This window comes from Mumia sp. zg.B17, assembly GCF_019550915.1.
In the GTDB taxonomy this organism is placed as follows: Bacteria; Actinomycetota; Actinomycetes; order Propionibacteriales; family Nocardioidaceae; genus Mumia.
Genome location: NZ_JAHWCI010000006.1, coordinates 185339 through 210577 on the forward strand (window position 1 = coordinate 185339; position 25239 = coordinate 210577).

23 protein-coding genes are annotated in these 25239 nt (G+C 69.7%); 9 read left to right on the forward strand and 14 right to left on the reverse strand.

The annotated features are described in order from the left end of the window. Window positions 1–35: 35 nt before the first annotated feature. The gene (locus tag KV097_RS09365; RefSeq protein WP_220344462.1) at window positions 36–533 is read left to right on the forward strand and encodes a carbonic anhydrase; all 498 of its coding nucleotides are present in this window, start codon (window positions 36–38) and stop codon (window positions 531–533) included. 37 nt (window positions 534–570) lie between these two features. Here KV097_RS09365 and KV097_RS09370 read toward each other — a convergent pair whose 3' ends face one another. Further along, window positions 571–1002 (reverse strand): VOC family protein, encoded by a 432-nt coding sequence (locus KV097_RS09370; RefSeq protein WP_220365732.1) that lies wholly within the window; start codon window positions 1000–1002, stop codon window positions 571–573. A gap of 40 nt (window positions 1003–1042) precedes the next feature. Continuing rightward, complete coding sequence (locus tag KV097_RS09375) at window positions 1043–3118, reverse strand: type IIA DNA topoisomerase subunit B (RefSeq protein WP_220365733.1); 2076 nt, start codon at window positions 3116–3118, stop codon at window positions 1043–1045. Between the two features lie 274 nt (window positions 3119–3392). On the opposite strand from KV097_RS09375, the gene KV097_RS09380 reads away from it, so the two are divergent. Next, on the forward strand, window positions 3393–3623 hold the full coding sequence (locus KV097_RS09380; RefSeq protein WP_220365734.1) for a hypothetical protein: 231 nt from the start codon (window positions 3393–3395) through the stop codon (window positions 3621–3623). A gap of 112 nt (window positions 3624–3735) precedes the next feature. On the opposite strand, the gene KV097_RS09385 is transcribed toward KV097_RS09380, so the two are convergent. Together KV097_RS09385 and KV097_RS09390 are read right to left on the reverse strand one after the other, a co-directional pair. Next, window positions 3736–5838: a sialidase family protein gene (locus KV097_RS09385; protein ID WP_220365735.1), complete on the reverse strand. Its 2103-nt coding sequence runs from the start codon at window positions 5836–5838 to the stop codon at window positions 3736–3738. 102 nt (window positions 5839–5940) lie between these two features. Continuing rightward, window positions 5941–6294, reverse strand: coding sequence for a hypothetical protein (locus tag KV097_RS09390; RefSeq protein WP_220365736.1), 354 nt, complete (start codon window positions 6292–6294; stop codon window positions 5941–5943). Between the two features lie 74 nt (window positions 6295–6368). Here KV097_RS09390 and KV097_RS09395 point away from each other — a divergent pair, with 74 nt between their 5' ends. Continuing rightward, window positions 6369–6851 (forward strand): DUF456 domain-containing protein, encoded by a 483-nt coding sequence (locus KV097_RS09395; RefSeq protein WP_220344456.1) that lies wholly within the window; start codon window positions 6369–6371, stop codon window positions 6849–6851. Between the two features lie 83 nt (window positions 6852–6934). Beyond that, entirely contained in the window at window positions 6935–8356 is a 1422-nt protein-coding gene (locus tag KV097_RS09400; RefSeq protein ID WP_220365737.1) for an HNH endonuclease, read from the forward strand. A gap of 34 nt (window positions 8357–8390) precedes the next feature. Here KV097_RS09400 and KV097_RS09405 read toward each other — a convergent pair whose 3' ends face one another. From KV097_RS09405 to KV097_RS09415, 3 genes are all read right to left on the reverse strand, one after another. After that, window positions 8391–9002 (reverse strand): rhomboid family intramembrane serine protease, encoded by a 612-nt coding sequence (locus KV097_RS09405; RefSeq protein ID WP_220344454.1) that lies wholly within the window; start codon window positions 9000–9002, stop codon window positions 8391–8393. A gap of 105 nt (window positions 9003–9107) precedes the next feature. Continuing rightward, entirely contained in the window at window positions 9108–10430 is a 1323-nt protein-coding gene (locus KV097_RS09410) for an RNA polymerase sigma factor (RefSeq protein WP_374106986.1), read from the reverse strand. Between the two features lie 205 nt (window positions 10431–10635). Then, window positions 10636–11034: a universal stress protein gene (locus KV097_RS09415; RefSeq protein WP_220344453.1), complete on the reverse strand. Its 399-nt coding sequence runs from the start codon at window positions 11032–11034 to the stop codon at window positions 10636–10638. 142 nt (window positions 11035–11176) lie between these two features. On the opposite strand from KV097_RS09415, the gene KV097_RS09420 reads away from it, so the two are divergent. After that, window positions 11177–11635: a hypothetical protein gene (locus KV097_RS09420; RefSeq protein WP_220365738.1), complete on the forward strand. Its 459-nt coding sequence runs from the start codon at window positions 11177–11179 to the stop codon at window positions 11633–11635. Window positions 11636–11667: 32 nt separating this feature from the next. Here KV097_RS09420 and KV097_RS09425 read toward each other — a convergent pair whose 3' ends face one another. Both KV097_RS09425 and KV097_RS09430 read right to left on the reverse strand, forming a co-directional pair. Next, a complete protein-coding gene (locus KV097_RS09425) occupies window positions 11668–13140 on the reverse strand; it encodes a glutamate--cysteine ligase (RefSeq protein WP_220344451.1) in 1473 nt (490 codons plus the stop codon). A 52-nt stretch (window positions 13141–13192) separates the two neighbouring features. Continuing rightward, on the reverse strand, window positions 13193–14260 hold the full coding sequence (locus tag KV097_RS09430; protein WP_220365739.1) for a DUF4192 domain-containing protein: 1068 nt from the start codon (window positions 14258–14260) through the stop codon (window positions 13193–13195). Between the two features lie 169 nt (window positions 14261–14429). Here KV097_RS09430 and KV097_RS09435 point away from each other — a divergent pair, with 169 nt between their 5' ends. The 4 genes from KV097_RS09435 to KV097_RS09450 all read left to right on the forward strand — a co-directional run bounded on the left by KV097_RS09435 (window position 14430) and on the right by KV097_RS09450 (window position 19662). Continuing rightward, window positions 14430–15791 (forward strand): DNA polymerase IV, encoded by a 1362-nt coding sequence (locus KV097_RS09435; RefSeq protein ID WP_220365740.1) that lies wholly within the window; start codon window positions 14430–14432, stop codon window positions 15789–15791. Continuing rightward, the gene (locus tag KV097_RS09440; protein ID WP_220365741.1) at window positions 15788–17941 is read left to right on the forward strand and encodes a S9 family peptidase; all 2154 of its coding nucleotides are present in this window, start codon (window positions 15788–15790) and stop codon (window positions 17939–17941) included. The genes KV097_RS09435 and KV097_RS09440 overlap by 4 nt, the downstream gene beginning before the upstream one ends. Before the next feature lie 66 nt (window positions 17942–18007). Then, window positions 18008–18553 carry a dihydrofolate reductase family protein gene (locus KV097_RS09445; RefSeq protein ID WP_220347082.1) on the forward strand — a complete coding sequence of 182 codons (546 nt, stop codon included), beginning with the start codon at window positions 18008–18010 and terminating at the stop codon, window positions 18551–18553. A gap of 212 nt (window positions 18554–18765) precedes the next feature. Next, entirely contained in the window at window positions 18766–19662 is an 897-nt protein-coding gene (locus KV097_RS09450) for an RNA polymerase sigma factor RpoD/SigA (protein ID WP_220347200.1), read from the forward strand. Between the two features lie 103 nt (window positions 19663–19765). Here the strand turns inward: KV097_RS09450 and KV097_RS09455 are convergent, their stop codons facing one another. The 5 genes from KV097_RS09455 to KV097_RS09475 form a co-directional block, all read right to left on the reverse strand. After that, window positions 19766–20647 carry an NAD(P)H-binding protein gene (locus KV097_RS09455; RefSeq protein ID WP_220365742.1) on the reverse strand — a complete coding sequence of 294 codons (882 nt, stop codon included), beginning with the start codon at window positions 20645–20647 and terminating at the stop codon, window positions 19766–19768. 11 nt (window positions 20648–20658) lie between these two features. Then, window positions 20659–21270: a dephospho-CoA kinase gene (gene coaE, locus KV097_RS09460; protein WP_220347080.1), complete on the reverse strand. Its 612-nt coding sequence runs from the start codon at window positions 21268–21270 to the stop codon at window positions 20659–20661. Beyond that, entirely contained in the window at window positions 21267–22043 is a 777-nt protein-coding gene (locus KV097_RS09465; RefSeq protein ID WP_220365743.1) for a lipoate--protein ligase family protein, read from the reverse strand. Before KV097_RS09465 ends, coaE begins: the two co-directional genes overlap by 4 nt. A 91-nt stretch (window positions 22044–22134) precedes the next feature. After that, window positions 22135–23679 carry a 30S ribosomal protein S1 gene (gene rpsA, locus KV097_RS09470; protein ID WP_220365744.1) on the reverse strand — a complete coding sequence of 515 codons (1545 nt, stop codon included), beginning with the start codon at window positions 23677–23679 and terminating at the stop codon, window positions 22135–22137. Window positions 23680–23903: 224 nt separating this feature from the next. Continuing rightward, window positions 23904–25208: a M18 family aminopeptidase gene (locus KV097_RS09475; RefSeq protein WP_255559401.1), complete on the reverse strand. Its 1305-nt coding sequence runs from the start codon at window positions 25206–25208 to the stop codon at window positions 23904–23906. Between the last annotated feature and the right edge of the window lie 31 nt (window positions 25209–25239).

A 25239-nucleotide genomic window follows, 5' to 3' on the forward strand; every position in this document is an offset into this window, starting at 1 on the left:
CACGCTCCTCCGCGACTGGTCGTACGCTCCTGCCCATGAAGGACGACTTCGACGACCTCCTCGCCGCCAACCGCCGGTACGCCGACGCGTTCGACCTGGCCGGGTTCGACGGCGTGGCCCGAGCCGGCATGGCGATCGTGACGTGCATGGACTCGCGCATCGACCCGCTGCGGATGGTCGGCCTCGAGCCAGGTGACGCCAAGATCCTGCGCAACCCGGGAGGGCGTGTCACCGAGCAGGTCCTGGTCGCTCTCGTGCTCGGCGCGAACCTGCTGAAGGTCGACCGCGTGATGGTCGTCGAGCACACCCGGTGCGCGATGGCGAGCGCGTCGGAGTCCGATCTGCAGGCACGGATCGGCGATGCCACCGGCACGGATGCGACGTGGATGTTCCTCGGGGCGATCAACGACCAGCGCGCGGAGCTGGCCGAGTCGGTGCACAAGATCGACTCGCACCCGCTGATCCCGCCGCACGTGAAGGCCGGCGGGTTCCTGTACGACGTCGACACAGGGCTGCTCGAGCAGGTCGTCTGATCGCGGCCACCCCGCGTCACGACGACGTACGCCCGCCTCAGCGCGGGCGTACGGTCGTCCCGCCCCAGGTCTCCGGACGCAGGTCCTCGACGGTCTCGGTGAACAGCCAGCGGTGGCCGGCCAGGTCCTCCGCGGCGTACTGACGTTCGCCGTACTCGAAGGTGATCGGCTCCATCACGATCGTCGCGCCATGCGATCGGGCATGGGCGCAGTGCTCGTCGACCGCATCGACGCGGACCAAGACCTCGTGGGTGACCTCACCGGCGCGAGGGGGCCGTTGGTCGTGGCGGACGTCAGCGACGATCACCGCCCCGTCACCGACGCCGAGCTGCGAGCGATGGTCCTCGCCGATCCGCACGTGCTCCTGGAATCCGAAGGCCGACTCGAGCCAGTCGACGGCCGCACGGACGTCGGGATAGACGAGGACCGGGACCACCGTGGCGGCAGGAATCGAGCGATTGCGTCTCATGCGCTCCATGCTGCACCCGGCGTAGGCCCCGAGTCACGCCTTACGCGTCGATGCGGTCCGCGTCCAGCTCGTACGCTCCCTGGACGATGAACTCCTTGCGCGGCGCCACCTCGTTGCCCATGAGCAGCTCGAACACCGCGCTCGCCTCCTCGGCGTCGTCCACCGTGAGACGCCGGAGGGTGCGGCGCCTGGGATCCATCGTCGTCTCCTTGAGCTGGTCGGCGTCCATCTCACCGAGGCCCTTGTAGCGCTGGATCGGGTCCTTCCAGCGCAGGCCCTTCTTGGTGAGCTCGGCGAGCTTCCGCTGGAGCTCGGGGTCGGAGTAGGTGTAGACGTACTTGTCCATCCCCTTCTTGGGGTTCGACAGCTCGATCCGGTGCAGCGGCGGCACCGCGGAGTAGACGCGGCCCTCTTCGACGAGGTCGCGCATGTAGCGGAAGAACAGTGTTGCGAGGAGGCATCGGATGTGGGCGCCGTCCGCATCCGCGTCGGCCATGAAGATGATCCGGCCGTAGCGCGCCTGCTCGGCGTCGAACGTGCGCCCCGACCCTGCGCCGACGACCTGGATGATCGACGAGCACTCGGCGTTCTTGAGCATGTCGGCGATGGAGGACTTCTGGACGTTGAGGATCTTGCCGCGGATCGGCAGCAGCGCCTGGAAGTCCGACGAGCGGGCGGCCTTGGCCGTACCGAGCGCGGAGTCGCCCTCGACGATGAAGAGCTCAGTGCGGTCGTTGTCGTTGCTACGGCAGTCGGCCAACTTGGCCGGGAGCGAGCTGGACTCCAGGGCGCTCTTGCGACGCTGCGTCTCGCGCTGCTGTCGGGCCATCTCGCGGGTGCGGGCGGCCGCGACGACCTTCTCCATGACGGCGCGCGCCTTGGCCTTGTGAGCGGTCTTGTTGGACGTCAGGAACGCCTTGAGCTCCTCGGAGACCACCTTGGCGACGATCCGGGTGACCGGCGGGGTCCCGAGGACCTCCTTGGTCTGCCCCTCGAACTGGGGCTCGGCCAGCCGGACCGTGACGACGGCCGTCATCCCCTCGAGGATGTCGTCCTTGATGACGTCCTTGTCGTTGGCCTTGAGCTGGCGGTTGGCGCGCAGGACCTCGTTGAAGGTCTTGGTCAGCGCTCGCTCGAACCCGCTCACGTGCGTGCCGCCCTTGGGCGTGGCGATGATGTTGACGTAGGACCTGGTCACCGTCTCGTAGCCGGTCCCCCACCGCAGCGCGATGTCGACGCCGAGGTCGCGCTCGACGTCCTGGGGACTCATGTGGCCCTTGTCGTCGAGCAGCGGAACGGTCTCGGTGAAGTGCCCGCTGCCCGCCAGCCGCAGCACGTCCGAGACAGCGGGGTCGGGGGCGAGGAACTCGCAGAACTCCGTGATGCCTCCGTCGTGCTTGAACGACTCCTTGAGCGGCGCGTCGCCGCGCTCGTCGCGCAGCACGATCTCAAGACCCGGCACCAGGAACGACGTCTGCCTGGCTCGGGCGACCAGCTCCTCGTACGAGAACTCCGCACCCTTGATGAAGATCTGGTGGTCCGCCCAGTAGCGGACGCGTGTGCCGGTCGTCGCCTTCTTGATGCGCCCGAGCTTGCGCAGTCCGCTTGAGGGCGTGAAGGGCGCGTCGGAACCCTCGCCGTCGAACGAGCCAGGTGCTCCGCGACGGAACGACATCTCCCAGCGCCCACCGTCCTTGGCGACCTCGACGTCGAGCCGCTCCGACAGCGCGTTGACGACCGAGGCGCCCACGCCGTGGAGACCGCCGGTCGCGACGTACGAGCCGCCGCCGAACTTGCCGCCCGCGTGGAGCTTGGTGAAGACGACCTCGACACCGCTCAGCCCGGTCTTGGTCTCGGTGTCGACGGGGATGCCTCGACCGTTGTCCTGGACCTCGACGGAGCCGTCGGGATGCAGCACGACCTCGATCCGGTCGCAGAACCCACCGAGCGCCTCGTCCACCGCGTTGTCGATGATCTCCCAGAGGCAGTGCATCAACCCACGGGTGTCGGTCGAGCCGATGTACATCCCTGGCCGCTTGCGGACGGCCTCCAAGCCCTCAAGGACCAGCAGGTTGCGGGCGTTGTACTCGGTGTCGATGACAGGCTCCTTATCCACACGCTCCGGGGTCGTCCGGCGCGTCGGTGCCAAATCTACCCAGCCCGTACGACGCCCTCGGTGCACCGTACGGCCCTCGCGGCGCGGCGTGTCGTACGCCACACCGCAGGTCGCCACGTGGCGTCGTTGCCCGCTGCGGGTACCGTCGAGTTGTCGAGCCATTCGCGAGGTGATCCGCTGCGGGAACACGCGCTCATGGTTGGATGTTGAAGCAGAGGAAGGCACTGAAGCCTTCCGCCCTGAAGAACCGTTGTTCGGAGAGAAGAGGTCAGACGTGACAGCTGCTGTCGCCCCCACCGCTGCCCTCAGCGCCGCTGATCGTTGCGACCGTTGTGGAGCCCAGGCCTACGTCCGTGTTGAGCTCGCCAACGGCTTCGAGCTGCTGTTCTGCGCCCACCACGGCCGCGCGCACGACGCCAAGCTTCGCGAGGTCGCGGCGAACATCCACGACGAGAGCGACAAGCTCACGGCCACCCCGGCGAACGCGCCGGCCGAGGAGCACTGAGCCTCGGCGCCGCCGACGCCTGAACGAGCGTGATGAAGGGCCCCGTACCTGGTGGTACGGGGCCCTTCTGCGTGTCGGTCAACCTGATGGGCTCCCCGTCACGCTGCGCCTCTCACTGGGCCCAACGCGGTACGACGGCGAGTCCGTCGATCACGATGGACCCGGGCCGCGACGCAGCGATCGAGACCGATCCCCCGCGGCGCGCGGCGTCGTCGAACCGCCACACCTGCCGGAACCGCGTAGGCCCGCGTTCACCGAAGACGAAGTTCACGTTTCCTCGAGGGCGGAGGTGTCCCGCGCCCATGCTGGGCGTCCGCTTGTAGACGACGTAGACGATGGAGCCCGCCTCGACCCCGCGCAACGTCAACCGCCCGCTCTTCGTGAGTCGTGTCGCGACACGGTTGAGGTGGCGCCGGTCGCGCACCTTCTTGGTCACCCCGCTGCGGCGGAGAGCCCGGTCGTCGTAGGGCCGGGACATGCACCCGACGCCGGACCATGCCGAGACTCGCCCGGCGCGGTCGTGCGCCCGTGCCTGCACGCACACGGCCTTCCCCCTGGGGATCGCCAGCCGGACCGACGGAGACTGCCTCCGTGTCAGCGCCCGAGACGTCCGCCATGACCGTGACATCCGCGAGGCGGTCTGCGAGGTCGTCGAGTAGCGGACGTCGTACGAGGCGACTCCCGAGTCGGCATCGAACGCGGACCACCGGAAGGTGTGGGCCGTACGGAGGCTGAAGGACTTCCCGCCGGTCTGGTACGGGCCGTCCGGCGCCGCCTGGTCCAGCACCCACCGTGTCGTGGCGACCGGTGAGACGCGGCCGGCGGCGTCGGTGGCACGGACCCGGAGGGACTGGTCTGAGCCGTGAAGGTGCGGATACCACTCTCTGAGGTTGTGCGGGCTCGTGCACGGCCGGAACTCGTTGGCGCCGTAGGCGCACTCGTACATGAGCCACGCGTCGGCCGCGTCGGCATCGGCTCCGGTGAACCGGACCACCTGATCGGGCTTCGTCGTCACCGCGGGAGGGACGGCGGTCAGGCGTACCGACGGCGCACGCGTGTCGGGGAACGAACGCAGGAGGGTCGACCCGTGCATGGTCAGGACTCCATCGGACGCCACGGCGACCGAGGTGCGCGAGGCATCGGCGAGGAATCCCGACGTCATGGACGAGACCACGCGGTGGTGCTCGCTGATGAAGCCCCAGGAGGCGCCACCGGTAGATCGCCTCAGGGAGAGGCCATCACCGCTGGCGACGAGGTTCTCACCGTCCGCAGCGAGGTCGACGACCTGAGTAGCCGACAGCCACGCCAACGAGGCCGCCGGGCTCCACGTCGTTCCGTCGAGGGACGTCCGGACGTCGCCGCGGCGGCGGCTGGCCTCGAGGTGCGACCCAGCAAGAGCGATCCGACCGCTCGGCGTAACCGCGACTCGAGGCACGGCAGCATCGTCGCTCGAGGTGGCGAGGCCGTGCGCGGCCCCCCAGGTGGCGCCCGCGTCGTCGGAGACCCTGACCGACCACGTGCCGCCCCCGGATGCCAACACGACGACCGCCCTCGTGCCCTCGATTCCGACGTCGAGGCTGCCGTTGCTGGTGCCGACGACGACCGGCGTCGACCAGCTCGCACCTGCGTTCTCGGTGCGCATCGACATCACGGTCGAGCCGACGCGGAATGCGAGCACCCCTCGTTCACCCGAGGCCGCGAGGCGCAGGTTCACCGGCCTCTGGGCGACCGCGAGATCGTGGCTCGTGGGCGTCTGGCGGATCCAGCGCTGGACTCGTACGACGTGCGTTCCGGGTGCCGCCACCGCCGGAGAAGCGGTGAGCACGGTGGCCGCCGAGACGGCGACCACGGGCGCGCTCGCGGCGTCGTCGACGATCTGCGGCGGCCCGAACGTGCGGCCGGCGTCGCTCGAGACGCGCAGGTAGCTCCGTGACCCGCAGGCACTCCTGGTGCACGGACGCCAGCGCGCCGCGACGACCGTCCCCTCGGCATCAACGTCAACGAGATCGTGGGTCTGCGGCGACCCGTGACCGAGCGCACTCGCGAGGTTCGTCACCGCCCAGCCGGTCTGGGTGCGGATGGGTGCCGGCTCTGCGGCCGCCGTCGTCTCTCCCACGGCGCTTCCTGGCGCGAACGCCAGGGCCCCCGCCACCAGGACCCCGCCGAGCGAGGTCGCCAGCATGGCCGCGAGACGCGGCCGTCGTCTGATCTTCACGTGACCCTCCAGTCAGGTCACGCCACCGTGACTCTCAGACGTTGTTCTACCGCACCTCGGGGGTCACGCGACAGTGGCGGGGTAACGATTCGTAACAGCGTTTCAGGGACAGTCCGTACGCCCGAACTCGACGTCGTTGCCGGGTCCGTCCGGTGTGAACCGGTAACAGCCCTGCTCGATCTTCTGCTGCTGCCCGAGCCACCCGTCTCCCACGGTGCGCTCGTACCGGACCACCACGGCCAGGTCGTCTCCGTCGCGGGTGCCCTCGACCGCGACGACACGCCCGTTGCGGACCCAGGTGCCCAGCTCCTCCCCCGTGTCGGCTCCCCGGAAGAGCCCGAGGTTGAGCCGGTTGCGGTCGAGGTCGGCCGCCTTCCAGTGCCAGGAGTGCTCACAGCCCGCAAGCGCCAGCGCGAGCAGCAGCACCGCCGCTGCCGTACCGAGTCTGCGCGTCACCCGTCCGATCCTGCGCCGTCCCCAGACCGGACGGCAGCGTCGTCGTACTCAGATCGCTCTGGCACCCTTCCCCCATGGGAACCCTCGGCACCGTCCTCGTCGGCCTCGCAATCCTCGTCGGGCTCGCGGGGATCATCGTCCCGATCCTCCCCGGGTCTTTGCTCATCTGGGCGGCGATCGTCGTCTGGGCGATCGCGGTGGGCGAGCCGACCGGCTGGGCCGTCCTCGGGGTGGCGACGCTCGTGTACGCCGTCGCCCTCGTGGTGCAGTACGCGATCCCGGGCAAGCGGCTGAACCGGGCCGGGGTTCCTGGACGCGCCATGCTCGTGGGCGGCCTGTGCGGGATCGTCGGCTTCTTCGTCGTTCCGGTGCTGGGCCTGTTCCTCGGCTTCGTGCTGGGCGTGTACGTCTTCGAGATGGGGCGGCACCGGACGCACGCCGCTGCCTGGGAGTCGACGAAGCACGCGATGAAGGCGGCCGGCCTGTCGATCCTCATCGAGCTCGCGGGCGGTCTGGTGTCGGCGACGCTGTGGGTCGTCGGCGTCGTGTTGACCTGAGAGTTCCTGACCCGTGGTTGCGGGGTGGCCGCGCTGAGCACGTGCCCCGACGCGTGTCAGACCGGCGCTCTACTATCGAACACATGATCGAGCACAGGGTCGGAGCGGAGGCCGCTGCGACGCTGCTCGACGCACTCTCGGCCCGTGTCGAGCAGGTCGTCGTGCTGACACGTGCCGACCTCTCTCGCACAGACGACCTCGACCGGGCCGCCGGCGCCACGGAGATCGACGTCATCCGTGCGTGCGAGGCGGTGGTACGGATCGCCCAGGGCGTCCAGCACGACGCGGTCTCGGCCCTCGAAGCCCGCCGTTCGGGTGCCGACCCGAGCCAGGACCCGAGTGCTGCGCTGCCGCGGACGCGTTCGCTTCGGGCCGAGGTCGGGATGGCTCGCGGTGTGGGCAACGGCGGCGGTCAGCACAGCCTCGACGTGGCGATCGCGCTTCGTGACCACCCGATGACCCACGCGCTCCTCCGCGATGGAGCCATCAGTGCCTCTGTCGCCGCAGCGGTCTGCGCCGAGACGGCGCCACTCGACCGACGACGGCGTCGGCGCATCGACGAGCGAGTCGTCACCGCTCTTCCCGGCATGTCCGTCCGCGAGGCCTCCGCGGCGGCGCGGCGCCACGTCCTCGCACTCGACGCGGAGGGCAGCGCGGACCGGGCCGACGCGGCACGAGCAACACGGCACATCCGGCTGCGCCGACTCTCGGACGCGATGGCCGAGCTGACGGTCCGCGCTCCCGCCGAGCAGGTGATCGCCGCATGGCGACGTCTCCACTCCGACGCCTTCCGGCAGAAGGCCTCGACCGATCCGCGGACGACTCGCCAGATCGCCGCCGACCACGCGATCGAGGCGCTCACCGGTGTTGACATCGACACACCGGTCGGCTCATCGACGCACGCACCGGCGGAGATCGGTCTGTTGATGAGGCCGGAGACCTTGTTCGGCGTCGACGACGCTCCTGGCGTCCTCGACGGCTACGGACCCGTGCCGGCGGCCCTCTGCCGGCGGTTGGCCGGACGAGAGGCGAGCTGGCTCCGCAGGGTCTTCACCGACGACCGCGGCGACCCGCGCGACGCCGACGAGAGACGGCGCCGCTTCCCAGCACGGATCGCGCGGCTGATCCGGACGATCGACGGGCACTGTCTCCGCCCGTTCTGCGACTGCGACGCCACCGACATCGACCACGTCGACCCGCACGGTGCTGGAGGGCTGACGACCGTCGACAACGCGCAGGCACTCTGTCGTCACGACAACCTCGTCAAAGAGGTGCCCGGCTGGAGAGTGCACGCCTCCACGGGGTCCGCGGCGACAGGCGACCGCACTCCCATCCCTGACACGGTCACCTGGACCACGCCGACCGGCCACCACTACGCCGCCCGGCGTCGCCACCGCCTCGACCAGCCATGGCCACACCGGGCCGGGCGAGGGCGCGGCGAGCTGAGCCCACTCGAGACCCACCTGCGCGATCTCGTCAGCGTCCATCGACCAGACCGGCGGTGAGGGTAGCCGCACCCAGGAGCCGCGACGGCTGGACTCAGGAAAACCTCGACCGCTGGGGCTGTCGACGCTCGTGGTTGTCCCGCCGGCCGAGCCACCACGCCATGACGACGCCCGCGACGGCGCCCATGAGGTGTCCCTCCCAGGAGATGCCGGCCTGACCGGGGAGGATCCCACCGACGATGCCGCCGTACATCACGGCGACCACCACCGCGACGAGCACCGACAGCAGACGGCGTGTCACGATCCCCCACACCACGAGGAACGCCGCGTAGCCGTAGATCAGCCCGCTCGCTCCGATGTGCACCGTGTACGGGGCACCGATCAGCCACGTGCCGAGGCCTCCGAGGAGCACGATCCCGAAGGTGGCCGGCCAGAATCGGGACCGCGCCGTGTAGGCGAGGAGGATCCCGAGCACGACGAACGCCGTCGAGTTGGCGATCAGGTGGTCGAAGCCACCGTGCAGGAACGGAGCGGCCGCGATGCCGTACAGGCCGTCGGTGTCCCGCGGGCGGATGCCGTGCTGGTCGAGGAAGACGCCCGGAAGCGCGTCGAACAGCTCCAGCAACCACATGGCGCCGAGGAGGACGAGCACCGGGATCGCGGGGCCGAGGAACGACCGACGGCCCGGTGTACGCGTCGTGGACATGCCCTCAGCGTATCGGCGTACGACAAGGCAGCTCACGCACGAGCGCCGCGTACGGGATCCGTACGCGGCGTTCGTGAACGCTGATTGTGACTGCTGAGTTATCGCTCAGTCGAGGTAGTCGCGCAGGACCTGCGAACGCGACGGGTGACGCAGCTTGCTCATCGTCTTGGACTCGATCTGACGGATCCGCTCGCGCGTCACGCCATAGACCTTGCCGATCTCGTCGAGCGTCTTGGGTTGGCCGTCGGTCAGGCCGAAGCGCATCGACACGACACCGGCCTCACGCTCGGACAGCGTGTCGAGCACCGCGTGCAGCTGCTCCTGGAGCAGCGTGAACGAGACGGCGTCGGCGGGGACGATCGCCTCGGAGTCCTCGATGAGGTCACCGAACTCCGAGTCGCCGTCCTCGCCGAGAGGCGTGTGGAGGCTGATCGGCTCGCGGCCGTACTTCTGAACCTCGACGACCTTCTCCGGAGTCATGTCGAGCTCCTTGGCGAGCTCCTCCGGCGTAGGCTCGCGACCCAGGTCCTGCAGCATCTGACGCTGGACACGGGCGAGCTTGTTGATGACCTCGACCATGTGGACCGGGATGCGGATGGTGCGCGCCTGGTCGGCCATCGCGCGGGTGATCGCCTGGCGGATCCACCACGTCGCGTAGGTCGAGAACTTGAAGCCCTTGGTGTAGTCGAACTTCTCCACCGCACGGATCAGACCGAGGTTGCCCTCCTGGATCAGGTCCAGGAACAGCATGCCGCGGCCGGTGTAGCGCTTGGCCAGCGAGACGACCAGTCGCAGGTTGGCCTCGAGCAGGTGGTTCTTGGCGCGGCGACCGTCCTCGACGATCCACTCGAGCTCCTCGCGCACCGGCTCCGACAGCTTGCCGCCCGAGGCGAGCTTTTCCTCGGAGAACAGGCCGGCCTCGATCCGCTTGGCCAGCTCGACCTCCTGGCCGGCGTTGAGCAGCGAGACCTTGCCGATCTGCTTGAGGTAGTCCTTGACCGGGTCGGCGGTGGCGCCGGCGACGGTGACCTTCTGCTCCGGCTCGTCGGTGTCGTCAGCCGCGGAGATCGTGAAGCCCGACGCCTCGTCCTCCTTGAGGGTGGGGTCGGTCTTGAGGTCCTTCACGAAGACCTCGTCGGGGATGTCCGGCAGGACCTTCTTGCCGTTCTCGTCGACGATGATCGCGCCGGCGGTGATGTCGACCTCGGCGGCGCCCTTGGCCGCGGTCTTCTTCGCCGGCGCCTTCTTGGCCGCCGTCTTCTTGTCGGCCGCGCTCTTGGCCGGTGCCTTCTTGGCCGCCGGAGCCTTCTTGGCAGGCGCGGCCTTCTTGGTCGCGCCCTGCGAGGCCGAAGCCTTCACCGTGGTGCGGGCGGATCCCGCCTCCGCCACGACCGTCTTGCGTGCTCGGCTATCGGGCGCTGAAACCACGAGATGACTCCCTAGGGGTGCTCGGACCAGAAGGTCGCTGCAGTCTTGAGGGCGCGATCAACCGGCCTCCCGTCAACCGCGGCTCGTCCAGTCTGCCACGCGCTGGGGGCGAACCACGAACCGCCTGGCCCACGATCTCGTACCGTGACCGAAACGCGACCTTTTCGACCAAGGACGGCCGCGTCGTCGACCCGCCAGTCGCCGGTCAGGCCTTGACGGCGAGCACCGGGCAGGTGGCGTCGAGCAGCACGCGCTGCGCGTTGCTCCCGAGGATCAACTTGCCGACCGGCGACCGGCGACGCAGGCCGATGACGATGAACTCCGCCCCGGTCTCCTCGGCGACCTTGATCAGGTCGTCGGCGGGATCCATGCCGCGGACCAACTGGCGAACCTCGGAGTCGACGCCCGAGTCGGCGAGCTGCTCGCGGACGTCCTTGAGCTGGGCCTCGGTCCGGACTGCGTCATCGTCGTCGAAGTCTCGCCCGCCGCGGTGAGAGTTGACCACCACGAGGCTCGACCCCCGGAGCTTTGCCTCCTCCACGGCCCGCGCGAGAGCCGCACGTCCCTCTGCCTTAGGGACGTATCCCACGACGATCGTGCCCATCCTCGACCTCCATAGCTCGACGGTGCTTCGACAGTATCGTGATCCATGTCGCTCGACAGCCTTCCACCGCCCTCGGCGCCGCGTCACCCCGACGTGTGGACATCCGAGCTCCGGCGAGACGAGGAGGACCCACCCTGGGTCCATGCCCTCGCTTCCCTCCGGCCCGTCGGTCGGCATCCCTCCTGCGGCTGCTTCGCGGCTCCTCGACGCGCTCGTCGAGCGGTGGGTGCGGCGGGCGACCCCGCCGGACGGCGAGCCGAGACTGTCGCTCTGGTCGTACGACGCAGGGCACGCGTCCCTCGTCGGGCGCTGGTCGTCGTCGCCGCGCGTCGTCCAGCGACTTGACGCGTGGATGCGTGCCGACGTCGTCGATCGGCTCGTGGCGCCGGTCGCCGCAGGCACAGGACCGCGCGGCCGCGTGCTCGTCTGGGAGCGCGCGGGTCGGCCGGAGGTACGCGGCGCCGACCTCGCCTGGTACGCGGCGTGGCGGACCTGCGCGCACGGTGACGGTGCGGTGTTCCTCGTCGTCACGCGGGCGGGCTGGGTCAGCGTGCCGGACGCCACCGTCGGGCCGCGCCGCTCGCGTCGGACGGCACGGTGAACCGTCGACACCCCGCAGCGGGACGAGCGCGGTCAGTCCCAGGTGTGCACGGGCTCGTTGGTGTGCATCCGCTCGCGATAGTGCATCGTCATCTCGCGCAGCGCCTCCGTGCGGTCGGTGCCGGCGCGTTCGTACAACGTGCGGAAGCGTTCGCTCTGCCAGGTCGCACCGTTGCGACCCGTCAGGCACCGCTGCTCGATGATGCCGAGGTACTTGTCGCGGTCGGAGGGGTCCACCCCCATGGCGTCCAGCCCGTCGGCCGCCATCGGGAGGAGACGACGGAGCACCAGCTCGGTCACACCGACGGTGCCGATGCCGGGCCAATAGATGCTCGCGCCGATCCCGCCCCTCGCCGCACTCGTGAAGTTTTCCTCGGCCGCGCTGAACGACATCTGCGTCCAGAGCGGACGGTCGGCATCGGCCATGGCCCGGACAAGCCCGAAGTAGTAGGCCGCGTTGGCCACCGTGTCGACCACCGTGGGCCCAGCGGGAAGCACGCGGTTCTCGACGCGCAAGTGGGGGCGGTCGCCGATCACGTCGTAGATCGGTCGGTTCCACCGATAGATCGTGCCGTTGTGCAGACGCAGCTCCGCCAGTGTCGGCGGGTCGCCGGCGGCGAGGACCGCCTCCGGGTCCTCGTCGTCGAGGACCGGCAGCAGGGCCGGGAAGTAGCGGACGTTCTCCTCGAAGAGGTCGAAGATCGACGTGATCCACCGCTCTCCGAACCACACGCGCGGGCGGACCCCCTGGGCCTTGAGCTCCTCCGAGCGGGTGTCGGTCGCCTGCTCGAAGAGCGGGATCCGGGTCTCGTGCCACAGCTGCTTGCCGAGCAGGAAGGGCGAGTTCGCGCCGAGCGAGAGCTGGGTGGACGCGATGGCCTGGGAGGCGTTCCAGTACGACGCGAACTCGGCCGGTCCCACCTGGAGGTGGAGCTGCACGCTGGTGCAGGCGGCCTCGGGCATGATCGACTCGGAGGTCGTGGTCAGGCGCTCCTCCCCCGAGATCGAGATCGCGATGTCCTCCCCGCGAGCGGCGAGGACCTGCTCCGAGAGGAGGGAGTAGCGAGGGCTGGCGGAGATCGTCGACGGGGTCATGTGGCCCGCCTTGAGGGTCGGCATGATGCCGATCATCAGCAGATGTGCGTCGACCGACCTCGCGCGCTTCTCGGCGTGGTTGAGGTCCTCGCGGATCGTCTTCTCGTAGTGGCTCAACCCGTAGCCGTCGAGGGGCCGGGGGTCGATGTTGATCTCGATGTTGAACTGGCCGAGCTCGGTCTGGAAGTCCTCGTCGGCGATCGCCGCGAGGACGTCCTCGTTGCGCAGCGCGGGGTTGCCCACCTCGTCGATCAGGTTGAGCTCGATCTCCACCCCGGTCATCGGCTGGACCGCGTCGAATCGGGTGTCGCGCAGCATCCGGGAGAACACGTCCAGGCTGCGCCGGACCTTCTCCCGGAAGGCGGTCCGGTCCTCGCGGGTGAAGACCTGGTCGTCGACCTCTTGACCCATCTCAGCCTCCTCGGCCTCGTGACCGCGTCGTCGGCGTGTCGCAGCACCAACACTATGAGAGGCCGGGCACCGTCCGCAGAACGTCGTCGGTGTCGAGTCCCTCCCAGTGCGCCGGGTCGAGGCACTCGGTGAGCGCCTGCTGCACCAGGGCGGCCATAGAATATCGCGGCGCGACCTCGGCGACGCGGTCCAGCGCGCACTGGGCCTGTGCCCCGTCCCCTGCCAACCATGCCGCGAACGCCGCAAGCGTCAACGGGGCCGCCTGGAACGGAGCCACGGCGCTCACGGCGACCTCGCGCCACATCGTGAGGCTGGCGAGCGCGTTGGCAGGCGTGATCCTCGACCAGAGGACGTCGCGTACGACGACGAGCGACGTCCACACCGACAGCGCAGCCACGTCGTCGGGGGCCAGGCGATGGCCGCTGCCGCTCCCCCCGCCGCCCGTCGCCGGTCCACCCGGCCCTGCGCCGAGAGCCGCATCCACCACCGGGAGGACGCGGGCGAGTCCACGGCGCACGATCTCGGCGTCGCGCTGAGCAGCTCCGTGCGCCCCGACGCGGCCCAAGCCCTGCACCTCTCGCTCGGTCGCTCGCTGCGCCTCCTCGAGCGCACGACCCGACACGGGGGCGAACCGGCGTACGAGGTCGTCCCGGTCGGACAGCACCTCGTGGCCACGGAAGACCGCCTCCGCGAGCAGCGGGGACGAGGAGACGTCGCACGGCACCCCCTCGCGAGGGCAGCACGTCGGGTCCTGGCAGGAGTAGGAGTAGTAGCGCGTGCCGTCGTAGCGGACGGCGTCGGTGACGTGGACGCCGTCCGCGCGGAGCAGTCGGGTCATCGCGTCGGTGAGTGCCCGCGCACCCTCGTCGAGATCGGTGTCGGCGTAGGCGATCAGGGCGACCGCGTCCGGATCCTGGCGGAGCAGGTAGCCCACCAGCTGGTCGGCGGCGAGCTCGGCGGCCTCCGGCGGAGGCAGGTCGACCCGCAGCCGGAAGCCGGCACGGCCGGCAGGACCGTCGAGGCACACGGCCACCAACGAGTCGCGGGGGTGGAACCCGAGCAGGACGGGGACAACACCGATCAGGTCGGACAGGGTGCGAGCGCGCATCACATCGGTCATGCCGAGAGGGTGGGTCCTCGGAGAGCACTCGGGACAGGTGACTTCTGGCCTGTGGACACCGGCCGGTCGACACCGGCCTGTGGACACCCGCCCGTGAACACTGGCCTCTCGACACTGGCCTCTCGACACTGGCCGACGAGCCGTCCGCCGCCGGAGCGAGAATGGGCCCATGCGCCGCCAGGCCACGATCCTCCACCTCGACCTCGACGCGTTCTTCGCCGCCGTCGAGCAGCGCGACAAGCCGTCGCTGCGCGGCAAGCCGGTGGTGGTCGGTGGTCTTGGGCACCGGGGCGTCGTGTCCACCGCCTCGTACGAGGCTCGGCTCTTCGGCGTCAGATCCGCCATGCGGACGGCGGAGGCGCGAGCCCGGTGCCCGCACGCGGCCTATCTGTCGGGGCGCTTCGACGCCTACCGTGCCGCGAGCCGGGTCGTGATGGGTCGGCTCCGCGAGATCTCTCCGCTCGTCGAGCCCTTGTCTCTCGACGAGGCGTTCGTCGACCTCGCTGCCGGAGACGAGTCACGCCACCTCGACCTGGACGGCGTGACCGCGCTCGCCGAGCAGGTCCGCGCCGACGTCGCCGAGCGCACCGGCGGTCTGACCGCCTCGGTGGGTGCCGCCTCATCCAAGTTCCTCGCCAAGATCGCGAGCGAGCTCGCCAAGCCCGACGGGTCGTACGTCGTCGCGCCCGGCACCGAGATCGCGACGCTCGACCCGCTCAGCGTGCGTACGATCCCGGGCGTCGGCCCGGTGACCGCCGAGCGCCTGCGCCGGATCGGCGTCCACACGGTCGAGCAGCTGCGCCGGCTCGACCTCCTCGAGCTCACGTCCCTGCTGGGCACGGCGTACGGGACCTCGCTGCACTCGCTCGCTCGCGGAGAGGACCACCGTGGGGTGGTCGCGGAGCGCGAGACGAAGTCGCTGAGCGTCGAGGACACGTTCGAGACCGACATCACCGATCCGCGCGTCCTCGCCGACGTGGCGACCACCATGAGCCGTCGAGTGTCGGAGCGGCTGCGCGCCAACGCCACCTCCGGCCGTACGGTCACGCTCAAGATCCGCCACCACGACTTCGAGACCCACACCCGGTCGGCGACGCTCGCCGGACCCACCGACGACGCGCGCGTGATCGCACGCACGGTGACAGGGCTGCTCGCCGAGATCGACACCTCGTCAGGCATTCGGCTGCTCGGGGTCGGCGTCTCGGGGATGGCCGACTGGGTCCAGGACGACCTCTTCCCGCCCGACGACGACGAGCTCGCGGCCGCCACCGGATCGACGGGCGCTGCGACCACGCTCGCCGGCGAGCCGGACATCGCGACCGCCGGCGCGGTCCCGCGTCCGCTCCGTGCCCGCTCGCGATGGGCCCCAGGCGCCGACGTGGTCCACGACGAGCACGGCCCGGGATGGGTCTGGGGGTCGGGTCTGGGGCGGGTCACGGTGCGCTTCGAGACGGCCACCACGGGGCCTGGTCCCGTACGCACGTTCGACGCCGAGGACCCGTCCTTGACACCCGGTACGGTCGAGCCATGAGCACGTCTTCCGGTCCGCGGCCTCCGGTCGCGCCGCGCCACCCCCAGGTCAGGGTCCACCACGGCGACGAGGTCGTCGACGACTACGAGTGGCTCCGTGACAAGGACGCGCCCGAGACCCGCGCCTATCTCGAGGCCGAGAACGCCTACGCCGCCGAGCGGACCGAGCACCTCGAGGCGCTGCGCGGGCGGATCTTCGACGAGATCAAGTCGCGCGTCCTCGAGACCGACCTGTCCGTGCCGGTCCGGCGCGGATCCTGGTGGTACTACGCACGCACCTTCCAGGGCCGCGAGTACGCCGTCCACTGCCGCTGCCCCGTGACGAGCCCCGGCGACTGGACGCCGCCCGAGCTCGGCTCGGACACGCCCGTCGAGGGCGAGCAGGTCCTGATCGACGGCAACACCGAGGCCGAGGGACACGACTACTTCGCCCTGGGCGCGCTCAGCGTGAGCCGTGACGGGTCCCTGCTCGCCTACTCCGTCGACACCGCCGGCGACGAGCGGTTCACCCTGCGGGTCAAGGACCTGAGCTCGGGCGCCCTGCTCGACGACGAGATCAGCGACGTGTCGTACGGCGCGACGTGGTCGTTCGACGCCGATCACCTCTACTACTCGACCGTCGACGACGCGTGGCGTCCGGACAAGGTGTGGCGGCACACGATCGGGACGCCCTCGGACGCCGACGAGCTCGTGTTCCACGAGACCGACGAGCGCTACTTCACCGGTGTGGGCGCGACCCGCAGCGACCGATTCCTCGTGATCGCCTCGGGCTCCAAGGTCACGACCGAGATCCGGGTGCTCGACGCGACCGACCCCACGGGCGAGTTCCGAGTGGTGGCCCCCCGGCGCGAGGGCATCGAATACTCCGTCGAGCACGTCGTGGTCGGCGGCGAGGACCGCTTCCTCGTGCTCCACAACGACGGCGCGGTCAACTTCGAGCTGGCGAGCGCCCCGGTGTCCACGCCCGGACCGGAGCACTGGCGTACGGAGATCCCGCACCGCGACGACACCCGTCTGGAGGACGTCGACGCCTTCGCCGGGTTCGTCGCGCTGAGCCTGCGACGCGACGCGCTCAGCCAGGTGGCCGTGATCACCCTCGACGACGACGCCCGACCGGGCGCTCCGCTCGGCGACCCTGTCGCAGTCTCGTTCGACGAGCCCTTGTTCACCAGCGGGCTCGGGCCCAACCGCGAGTGGGAGCAACCGCTCGTCCGCCTCGGATACACCTCCTTCGTCACACCCGAGACCGTGTACGACTACGTCGTCGCGACGGGTGAGCTCCTCCTCCGCAAGCAGCAGCCCGTGCTGGGCGGCTACGACCCCGCCGACTACGAGCAGCACCGGCTGTGGGCGGTCGCGCGCGACGGCGCGAGGGTGCCGATCTCGCTCGTCGCTCGCAAGGGCGTGGCCCGCGACGGGAGCGCTCCGGCGCTGCTGTACGGCTACGGTGCCTACGAGTCGAGCATCGACCCCGGCTTCCGAGCGACACGGCTGTCGCTGCTCGACCGCGGGGTGGTGTTCGCGGTCGCCCACGTCCGCGGCGGCGGTGAGATGGGGCGCGGCTGGTACGAGGACGGCCGCCTCCTGCACAAGAAGAACACCTTCACCGACTTCGTCGACTGCGCTCGTCACCTCGTCGCCGAGCGGTGGACCACGAGCGAGCGCCTGGTGGCGGAGGGCGGTTCGGCCGGGGGCCTGCTGATGGGTGCCGTGGCCAATGACGCCCCGGACGACTTTGCCGGCATCTTGGCGGTCGTGCCGTTCGTGGACGCGCTGACCTCGATCCTCGACCCCTCGCTCCCCCTGACGGTCATCGAGTGGGACGAGTGGGGCGACCCGCTGCACGATCCCGAGGTCTACGCCTACATGAAGTCCTACACGCCGTACGAGAACGTCACCGCACAGCGATATCCCAAGATCCTCGCGATCACCAGCCTCAACGACACCCGCGTGCTCTACGTCGAGCCCGCCAAGTGGGTGGCACGTCTTCGTGCCGTCGCCGGCGCAGACGTGCTCCTCAAGACCGAGATGAGTGCGGGACACGGGGGCGTGAGCGGGCGGTACGAGTCGTGGAAGGAGCGGGCGTACGAGCTCGCGTGGGTCATCGACACCCTCGGCGCTGCTCACGAGCCGCTCGCCGTCCGAGACTGAGGAAGGACGTCGGCGAGACTGACCGACCGGGCCAAAACTGTCGGTGCTGTCCGGGACGATCAGCCGATGACCCGGACGATCTACTACACCGCCAGCAGCCTCGACGGATTCATCGCCACGTCCGACCACGACCTCGGCTGGTTGCTCTCCCAGCCTGTCTCGGAGGACCTCGCGGGTGAGATGGAGGGTCTCACCACGCGCTTCGGGGCAATGGTGATGGGTTCCAGCTCCTACGAGTGGATCCTCGACCACGAGAGCCTGCTCGACAACCCCCAGGCCTGGCCCTACACCTCACCGAGCTGGGTGATGACACATCGCGACCTCCCGCGGGTCCCGGGGGCCGACATCCGCTTCGCCCAGGGCGACGTGGCGGCGGTCCACTCCGAGATGCTCGCGGTCGCCGACGACAAGGACGTCTGGGTGATCGGCGGGGGCGAGCTCGCCGGCCAGTTCGCCGACGCAGGTCTCCTGGACGAGCTCGAGGTCTCGTACGCTCCCGTCACGTTGGGTTCAGGCCAGCCGCTCCTCCCCCGGCGCCTCGACCTCACGCTGCGTGACGTTCGTCACGACGACCCGTTCGTGATCGCTCGATACGCGGTCGCCCACCCCTGAGCGGCCCGTGGTTTAAGGGATATGGCCTAAGAAACACCTGAGACCGGCACCTTTAGCACGCTCTGTTCGTCTTTTCCAGTGCCAGACGGAATCGACCGGCGGCTGATCGCGTTGTGATGGATCGAGCCGAGAACGAAGTGAAGGAGCTGGTCTGCGTGACGACAGCAACGACTCAGGTGCGTGAGCGCGCCGAGGGACGAGACAGCGTCGGTATGTACCTCGACGAGATCTCGCGCACCCCTCTGCTCGACGCCGCCCGTGAGGTCGAGCTGAGCAAGACCATCGAAGCCGGACTCTTTGCCAAGCACCTCCTGGCCGAGGGTCGCGTGGGCCGCAAGAAGGGCGGAGCCCCGAAGTCGGCGACCCAGGAGGAGCTCGAGTGGATGGTCGCCGAGGGTGAGCGCGCCCTCGACGAGTTCATCACCGCCAACCTGCGTCTGGTCGTGTCGATCGCCCGCAAGTACGGTCGCTCGCAGATGCCGATGCTCGACCTGGTCCAGGAGGGCAACACCGGCCTGATCCGGGCGGTCGAGAAGTTCGACTACCTCAAGGGCTTCAAGTTCTCCACCTACGCCACGTGGTGGGTCCGCCAGGCCATCACCCGCGGCATCGCCCAGCAGGGCCGTGTCGTGAGGCTCCCCGTGCACGTCGTGGAGGAGCTCAACCAGGTCGGTGCCGCTCGTCGCAACCTCGAGCGCAAGCTGGGCCACGAGCCCGACCCGGCTGAGATCGCCGAAGAGCTCGGAATGCAGGTCGAGCGGGTGATCGACCTCATCTCGTGGGGTCGCGATCACGTCAGCCTCGACTCCCCGGTGGACGAGGACGGTGACACGTCCCTCGGCGACCTGGTCGCCCGCGAGACCCAGCCCGGCCCGGACCACGCGGTGCTCGACACGGAGTCCCGTGACCGCCTCTCGGGTCTGGTGGAGCACCTCGGCGAGCGCGAGGCCGACATCATCCGCTGCCGTTACGGTCTGCTCGACGGCCGCCAGCACAAGCTCGCCGACATCGGCAAGCGCCACGGAATCTCCGCCGAGCGCGTCCGCCAGCTCGAGCGAGAGGCGATCCAGCGTCTCCGCAAGATCGCCGACCCGGATCTCGCCGCCTGACGGGGGCGCAGCGAGTCCGCAGACGAACGGGCCGGTGTCCGCGACCGAAGGGTCGAGGCGCCGGCCCGTTCGTCGTCCCAGGCACCGCGCTGCCCCGGCGAGATCAGCGAGGGGCAAGTGCGGGACGGAGCTCCTCGTACGCCCAAGCGGCCAGCGTCGTCGGCGTCGTGGTCACGGCGTCCCTGGGCTGCTCGGGGACGAATCCGTCGCGGATGCCCGACGTCATGCCCACGATCCCCTGCGCAGCCCTCTTGCCGAGACCGACCGACGTGAGCATCGCGAAGAGCTCGTCGTCCTCGACGTGGTGCACGGCCACGGGATGACCGGTGACGTCGCTCACCGTGCGCGCGACGTCGGAGAACGACAGGTCCTCTGGTCCGTGCACACCCTGGATCCGTCGCCCCGGCCGTCCGCTGAGCAGGTTAGCGGCCACGACGTCGCCGATGTCGCGCGGCGCCACCCACGGCAGCCGGCGATCGGGGGCCATCGCCGTCAGGAGCACACCACCACGGATCGCGTCGATGTCGTCGAGCAGGTTGGTGAAGAAGTAGCCGCAGCGCAGGACCAGCAGGTCGACGCCGGTGGCGCCCAGGATGTCCTCCGCAGCGCCCAGCCCGTCGATGAGTCCGACGCCCTGCCGGCGCTCGGCTCCGACGCTGCTCTGCAGCACGAACCGCGAGATCGTGTTGCGCCGCACCGCGTCGGCGGCGTGCTCGGCGAGCTCTCGTGTCGAGGCATTGGGGTCGTCGACGGTCAGGTCGGTCGGATCCACCCAGAACAGGGCGTCGACGCCCTCGGTCGCGCGCACGACGTAGTCAGGGTCGTGCAGGTCTCCCTCCCTCACCTGCACGTAGGGCAGGAGGTCAGGGTCGAGTCTGGCCGCGTCTCGCAACAGGAGGACGGGCCGCGTGCCGGCCTGGACGAGCAGGCGCACGACATGCGCCCCGACGTGACCGGTCGGCGTTGTCACAGCGATGGTCGTCATGCGATCTGACGCTATCGGCGGTGTCTGACAACCTCTGGGCTCAAGAGCGTGGTCCAGAGCTGCTCCACCTCGCGCGCGAGGTCGTCGAGCGAGCCGGTGTTGTCGATGACGACGTCGGCCGCCGCGAGTCGGTCATCACGTGACGCCTGAGCCGCGATCCGGCTCGCGGCTTCCTCGCGCGACATGCCCCGCTGGGTCACCAGGCGCTCGATCTGGACCTCGACCGGAGCGTCCACGACGACGACCAGGTCGAAGCGAGAGGCCTGCCCCGTCTCCACGAGGAGAGGGACGTCGTGGACCACGACAGCATCTGGCCCTGCCTGGGCCTCGAGGTCTGCGCCACGAGCACGGACCAGCGGATGGACGATGTCCTCGAGGTCTCGACGAGCCGACAGGTCGGAGAAGACCAGCGCGCCGAGCGCCGGACGGTCGAGCTGCCCGTCGGCGGTCAGCACATCGTCGCCGAAGCGTTCGACGACCGCAGCCAACCCCGGCGTACCAGGCTCGACCACCTCGCGCGCGAGCACGTCGGAGTCGATGATGACAGCGCCGCGGTCTCGCAGCAGGGTTGACACAGCGCTCTTGCCGGAGCCGATCCCCCCGGTCAGACCGACGCGGATCACGCGGTCCGCCGTGCGCCGGGGTCAGCGCCCACGCGATGGTCGCTCTTCAGGCTCTCCGCACGCTCGCGGGTCGCGTCGTCGAGCGGGACCACGTCGACGCTGGTCATGCGGTCGTACGCACGCAGCAACGTGCTCGCCACGGTGTCGACGTCGAGGCCTGGCACCTCGTCGTAGACCGCGCCCACCGAGCGGCGGCGCATGGGCAGCTCCAAGCGGTTGTGGATCACCGGCAGCGCCGCGCGGAGCATCGGGGCGTCTCCGAGGACGATGACAGCGCTGAACAGCCAGGCGCCTCGCACCACGCGCTGTGCGGTGCCGACCAGCTTGACGAGGCCGCGTGCGTTGACGCTGTAGTCGCCGGGGCAGTACTCCCCCGGGACAGCACCGACACGGGCATCGACACCGAGCTCGCCGAGGACCGAGGTCAGGAGGACCCCGTAGTCACGGAACCGGTCACGCATCCCTGTGCCCGGGTCGGGGTCGGGGCTGACGTGGTCCACGACCAGGGTCTGCTCGGTGTACGCGGCCACCCGGCCGCCCGCACCGCGGATGATCGGCTCGAAGCCGAGGGCACGACAGGCCTGCGCCGCAGAGGCGAAGCCAGGCCTGCGGACGTCCGAACGTCCGAACGCCGCGGTGGGGCCCACCGGGACGCTGATGCGCACCGTCGGCCCGATCTCACCGTCGGACGCCTGGCGGAGCAGGGCGTGCGCGGTCGCGACATCGGTGACCGGGTCGTGGTCGACCGGCCGGGGGTCGAGGATGAAGCGCACGGGCACAGGCTACCTACCGCCCGTGGGACGCGACGAGGCCCCCGCCCAGATGGGCAGGGGCCTCGTGCAGCATGTCAACGGGAGCGGGTGATCACTCGCCGCCGGTCAGCTTGTCGCGCAGTGCCTGAAGTGCCTCGTCGGAGGCGAGCGCACCGCCGGTCGACCGGCCGTTGTCCTGCGAGGACGACGACGAGGACGACGAGCTGCTGGAGCCGCCGCCGGTGCTGCCGCTGCTGCTGCTGCTGCTGGCGCCACCAGACGAGTACGACGAGCCGCTCGCGGCCTGCTGGCCGGCCTCGCGGGCCGAGGCCTCGGCGTCCACGATCTGCTTCTTGTGGGCCTCCCAGCGCGAGTGGGCCTCGGCGTACTGCCGCTCCCAGGTCTCCCGCTGGTCGTCGAACCCCTCGCGCCACTCGCCGGTCTCCGGGTCGAAGCCCTCGGGGTAGATGTAGTTGCCCTGCGCGTCGTAGGACGATGCCATGCCGTACAGCGTGGGATCGAACTCGTCGGCGTCCTGCGCGACCTCGGTCTCGTTGGCCTGCTTGAGCGACAGCGAGATACGACGACGCTCGAGGTCGATGTCGATGATCTTGACCATCACCGAGTCACCGACCTGGACGACCTGCTCGGGGATCTCCACGTGGCGCTCGGCCAGCTCGGAGATGTGCACCAGGCCCTCGATGCCCTCCTCGACGCGGACGAATGCGCCGAACGGGACGAGCTTGGTGACCTTGCCCGGCACGATCTGACCGATCTGGTGGGTCCGGGCGAAGTGCTGCCACGGATCCTCCTGGGTCGCCTTCAGCGACAGCGAGACGCGCTCGCGGTCCATGTCGACGTCCAGGACCTCGACCGTGACCTCGTCGCCGACCTGGACGACCTCGGACGGGTGGTCGATGTGCTTCCAGGACAGCTCCGAGACGTGCACCAGGCCGTCCACGCCGCCGAGATCGACGAACGCACCGAAGTTGACGATCGACGAGACGACGCCCTTGCGGATCTGACCCTTCTGGAGCTGCGTGAGGAAGTTCTGGCGGACCTCGGACTGGGTCTGCTCGAGCCACGCGCGACGGGACAGGACCACGTTGTTGCGGTTCTTGTCGAGCTCGATGATCTTGGCCTCGAGCTTCTGACCGACGTACGGGGCCAGGTCGCGGACACGACGCATCTCCACCAGCGAAGCAGGGAGGAAGCCGCGGAGCCCGATGTCGAGGATCAGGCCGCCCTTGACGACCTCGATGACCGTGCCCTCGACGACGCCGTCCTCTTCCTTGATCTTCTCGATGTCGCCCCAGGCGCGCTCGTACTGCGCCCGCTTCTTCGAGAGGATCAGACGTCCCTCCTTGTCCTCCTTCTGGAGGACGAGGGCCTCGACGGCGTCTCCGACGGAGACGACCTCGTGGGGATCGACGTCGTGCTTGATGGACAGCTCCCGCGAGGGGATGACACCTTCGGTCTTGTAACCGATGTCGAGGAGCACCTCGTCCCGGTCGACCTTCACGATGATGCCGTCGACGATGTCACCGTCGTTGAAGTACTTGATGGTCTTGTCGACCGCTGCGAGGAAGTCCTCCTCGCTGCCGATGTCGTTGATCGCGACCTGCGGCGCGGGTGCTGCCTGGATGCTGCTCGTCATATGGGATTGAGCTCCGATGGGTGGATAGGAGTTGTGCGGGGGGCTGCGGACCCGGATCGCAGCGTGCCGGTCGTTGCCGCGTGAGAACCTCGTGCGGTAGGACTGGAGACGCTGGCGAGCACGAACCCGCTCGGTCTGGGGCCGTACGAGTCCACAACGCACATCCAGGGTACGGGGTCGTTCGTCACACGGTCAACGCGGGCTAACACACGCCCGCGGACCACTCAGTACTCGGGGGCCAGGAACGCCGCGAGCGCGTCGGTGTACATCGCCGGGTCGGCCGCTCCCATCAGCTCCCTCGCCGCGTGCATCGCCAGCTGCGGGGCTCCGACGTCCACCGTGGTCATGCCGGTGCGGGCGGCCGTCAACGGACCAACGGTTGACCCGCAGGGCAGGTCGGCGCGGTGCTCGTAGCGCTGGAGCGGGACGCCGGCCTGCTCGCAGGCGAGCGCGAAGGCGCCGGCGCCCGACGCGTCCGTGGCGTAGCGGAGGTTGGGGTGAACCTTCAGGACGGGACCGCCGTTGGGGAGGATCCGGTGCGACGGCTCGTGGCGGTCGGCGTAGTTGGGGTGCGTCGCGTGAGACATGTCGCCCGACGCGACGACGGACCCCGACACCGCGCGATGGTAGTCGTCACGCGTGCCGCCGGCGGCGAGGACGATGCGTTCGACGACGGTCACGAGGAGGTCGGAGTCGGCGCCGCGGTCAGAGGTCGAGCCGACCTCCTCGTGGTCGAAGAGGACGAGCAGCGGAACGACGCCCTCGGTCGGCCGGTCGACCACGTCGAGGAGGGCGGTCGTCCCCGCCCAGCACGTCGTCTGGTTGTCGAGGCGAGGAGCCGCCAGCAGGTCGGCCTTCCGGCCGAAGATCTGGCTCGGCACCAGGTCGTGCGTCATGATCTCCCAGCCGAGGAGCGCGTCTGTCTCCACATCGAGCCGGCCGGCGACGTCGGCCAGGAGGTCGGCCTTCTCCCCCACCCCGTAGATGCCGTCGAGATGACGCTGCGGGTCGAGCGCGACGCCCTTGCGGTCCTCCGAGAGGTGGATCGCGAGCTGGGCGACGGTGAGCACCGGTTCGTCGATGCGCACCAGCAGATGCTCCGCGCGCCCCCCGCGCCTCACGGTCACCCGACCTGAGAGGCCGAGCTCGCGGTCGAGCCACGAGTTGAGCAGCGGGCCGCCGTACGGCTCGAGGGCCACGGTCTCCCAGCCGGCGCTGGAGCGGTCCGGGCGCTGCTTGACACGCAGGTTGGGAGAGTCCGTGTGCCCCCCGACGATCCGGAACGCCGACTGAGGTCCGGCCGCCGACTCGGTGGACCAGGCCACGACCGAACCGCCACGGACGAGGAAGTAGCGTCCCTGCTCGGTCGGCCAGGCCTCGGTCTCACGAACCTCGACGAACCCGGCCGCCCCGAGTCTGCGGGCCACCTCCGCGCAGAGGTGGAACGGACTCGGGGAAACGTCGACGAGCGCGCACAGGTCCTGTGCGCGCTCGTCTCGTGGGCTGGGGTCAGTGCTCTGCGTCGACATCGCCGTCATCGTAGCCAGCCGCTACGACAAC

Bases quoted from the DNA above. Each gene is read 5' to 3' on its own strand.
- rpsA (WP_220365744.1), bottom strand. From the start codon at position 23,679: ATGACGAGCAGCATCCAGGCAGCACCCGCGCCGCAGGTCGCGATCAAC.
- KV097_RS09440 (WP_220365741.1), top strand. From the start codon at position 15,788: ATGAGCACGTCTTCCGGTCCGCGGCCTCCGGTCGCGCCGCGCCACCCC.
- KV097_RS09475 (WP_255559401.1), bottom strand. From the start codon at position 25,208: ATGTCGACGCAGAGCACTGACCCCAGCCCACGAGACGAGCGCGCACAG.
- KV097_RS09395 (WP_220344456.1), top strand. From the start codon at position 6,369: ATGGGAACCCTCGGCACCGTCCTCGTCGGCCTCGCAATCCTCGTCGGG.
- KV097_RS09370 (WP_220365732.1), bottom strand. From the start codon at position 1,002: ATGAGACGCAATCGCTCGATTCCTGCCGCCACGGTGGTCCCGGTCCTC.
- KV097_RS09400 (WP_220365737.1), top strand. From the start codon at position 6,935: ATGATCGAGCACAGGGTCGGAGCGGAGGCCGCTGCGACGCTGCTCGAC.
- KV097_RS09420 (WP_220365738.1), top strand. From the start codon at position 11,177: ATGCCCTCGCTTCCCTCCGGCCCGTCGGTCGGCATCCCTCCTGCGGCT.
- KV097_RS09445 (WP_220347082.1), top strand. From the start codon at position 18,008: ATGACCCGGACGATCTACTACACCGCCAGCAGCCTCGACGGATTCATC.
- KV097_RS09415 (WP_220344453.1), bottom strand. From the start codon at position 11,034: ATGGGCACGATCGTCGTGGGATACGTCCCTAAGGCAGAGGGACGTGCG.
- KV097_RS09435 (WP_220365740.1), top strand. From the start codon at position 14,430: ATGCGCCGCCAGGCCACGATCCTCCACCTCGACCTCGACGCGTTCTTC.
- KV097_RS09405 (WP_220344454.1), bottom strand. From the start codon at position 9,002: ATGTCCACGACGCGTACACCGGGCCGTCGGTCGTTCCTCGGCCCCGCG.
- KV097_RS09430 (WP_220365739.1), bottom strand. From the start codon at position 14,260: ATGACCGATGTGATGCGCGCTCGCACCCTGTCCGACCTGATCGGTGTT.
- KV097_RS09455 (WP_220365742.1), bottom strand. From the start codon at position 20,647: ATGACGACCATCGCTGTGACAACGCCGACCGGTCACGTCGGGGCGCAT.
- KV097_RS09450 (WP_220347200.1), top strand. From the start codon at position 18,766: ATGTACCTCGACGAGATCTCGCGCACCCCTCTGCTCGACGCCGCCCGT.
- KV097_RS09365 (WP_220344462.1), top strand. From the start codon at position 36: ATGAAGGACGACTTCGACGACCTCCTCGCCGCCAACCGCCGGTACGCC.
- KV097_RS09425 (WP_220344451.1), bottom strand. From the start codon at position 13,140: ATGGGTCAAGAGGTCGACGACCAGGTCTTCACCCGCGAGGACCGGACC.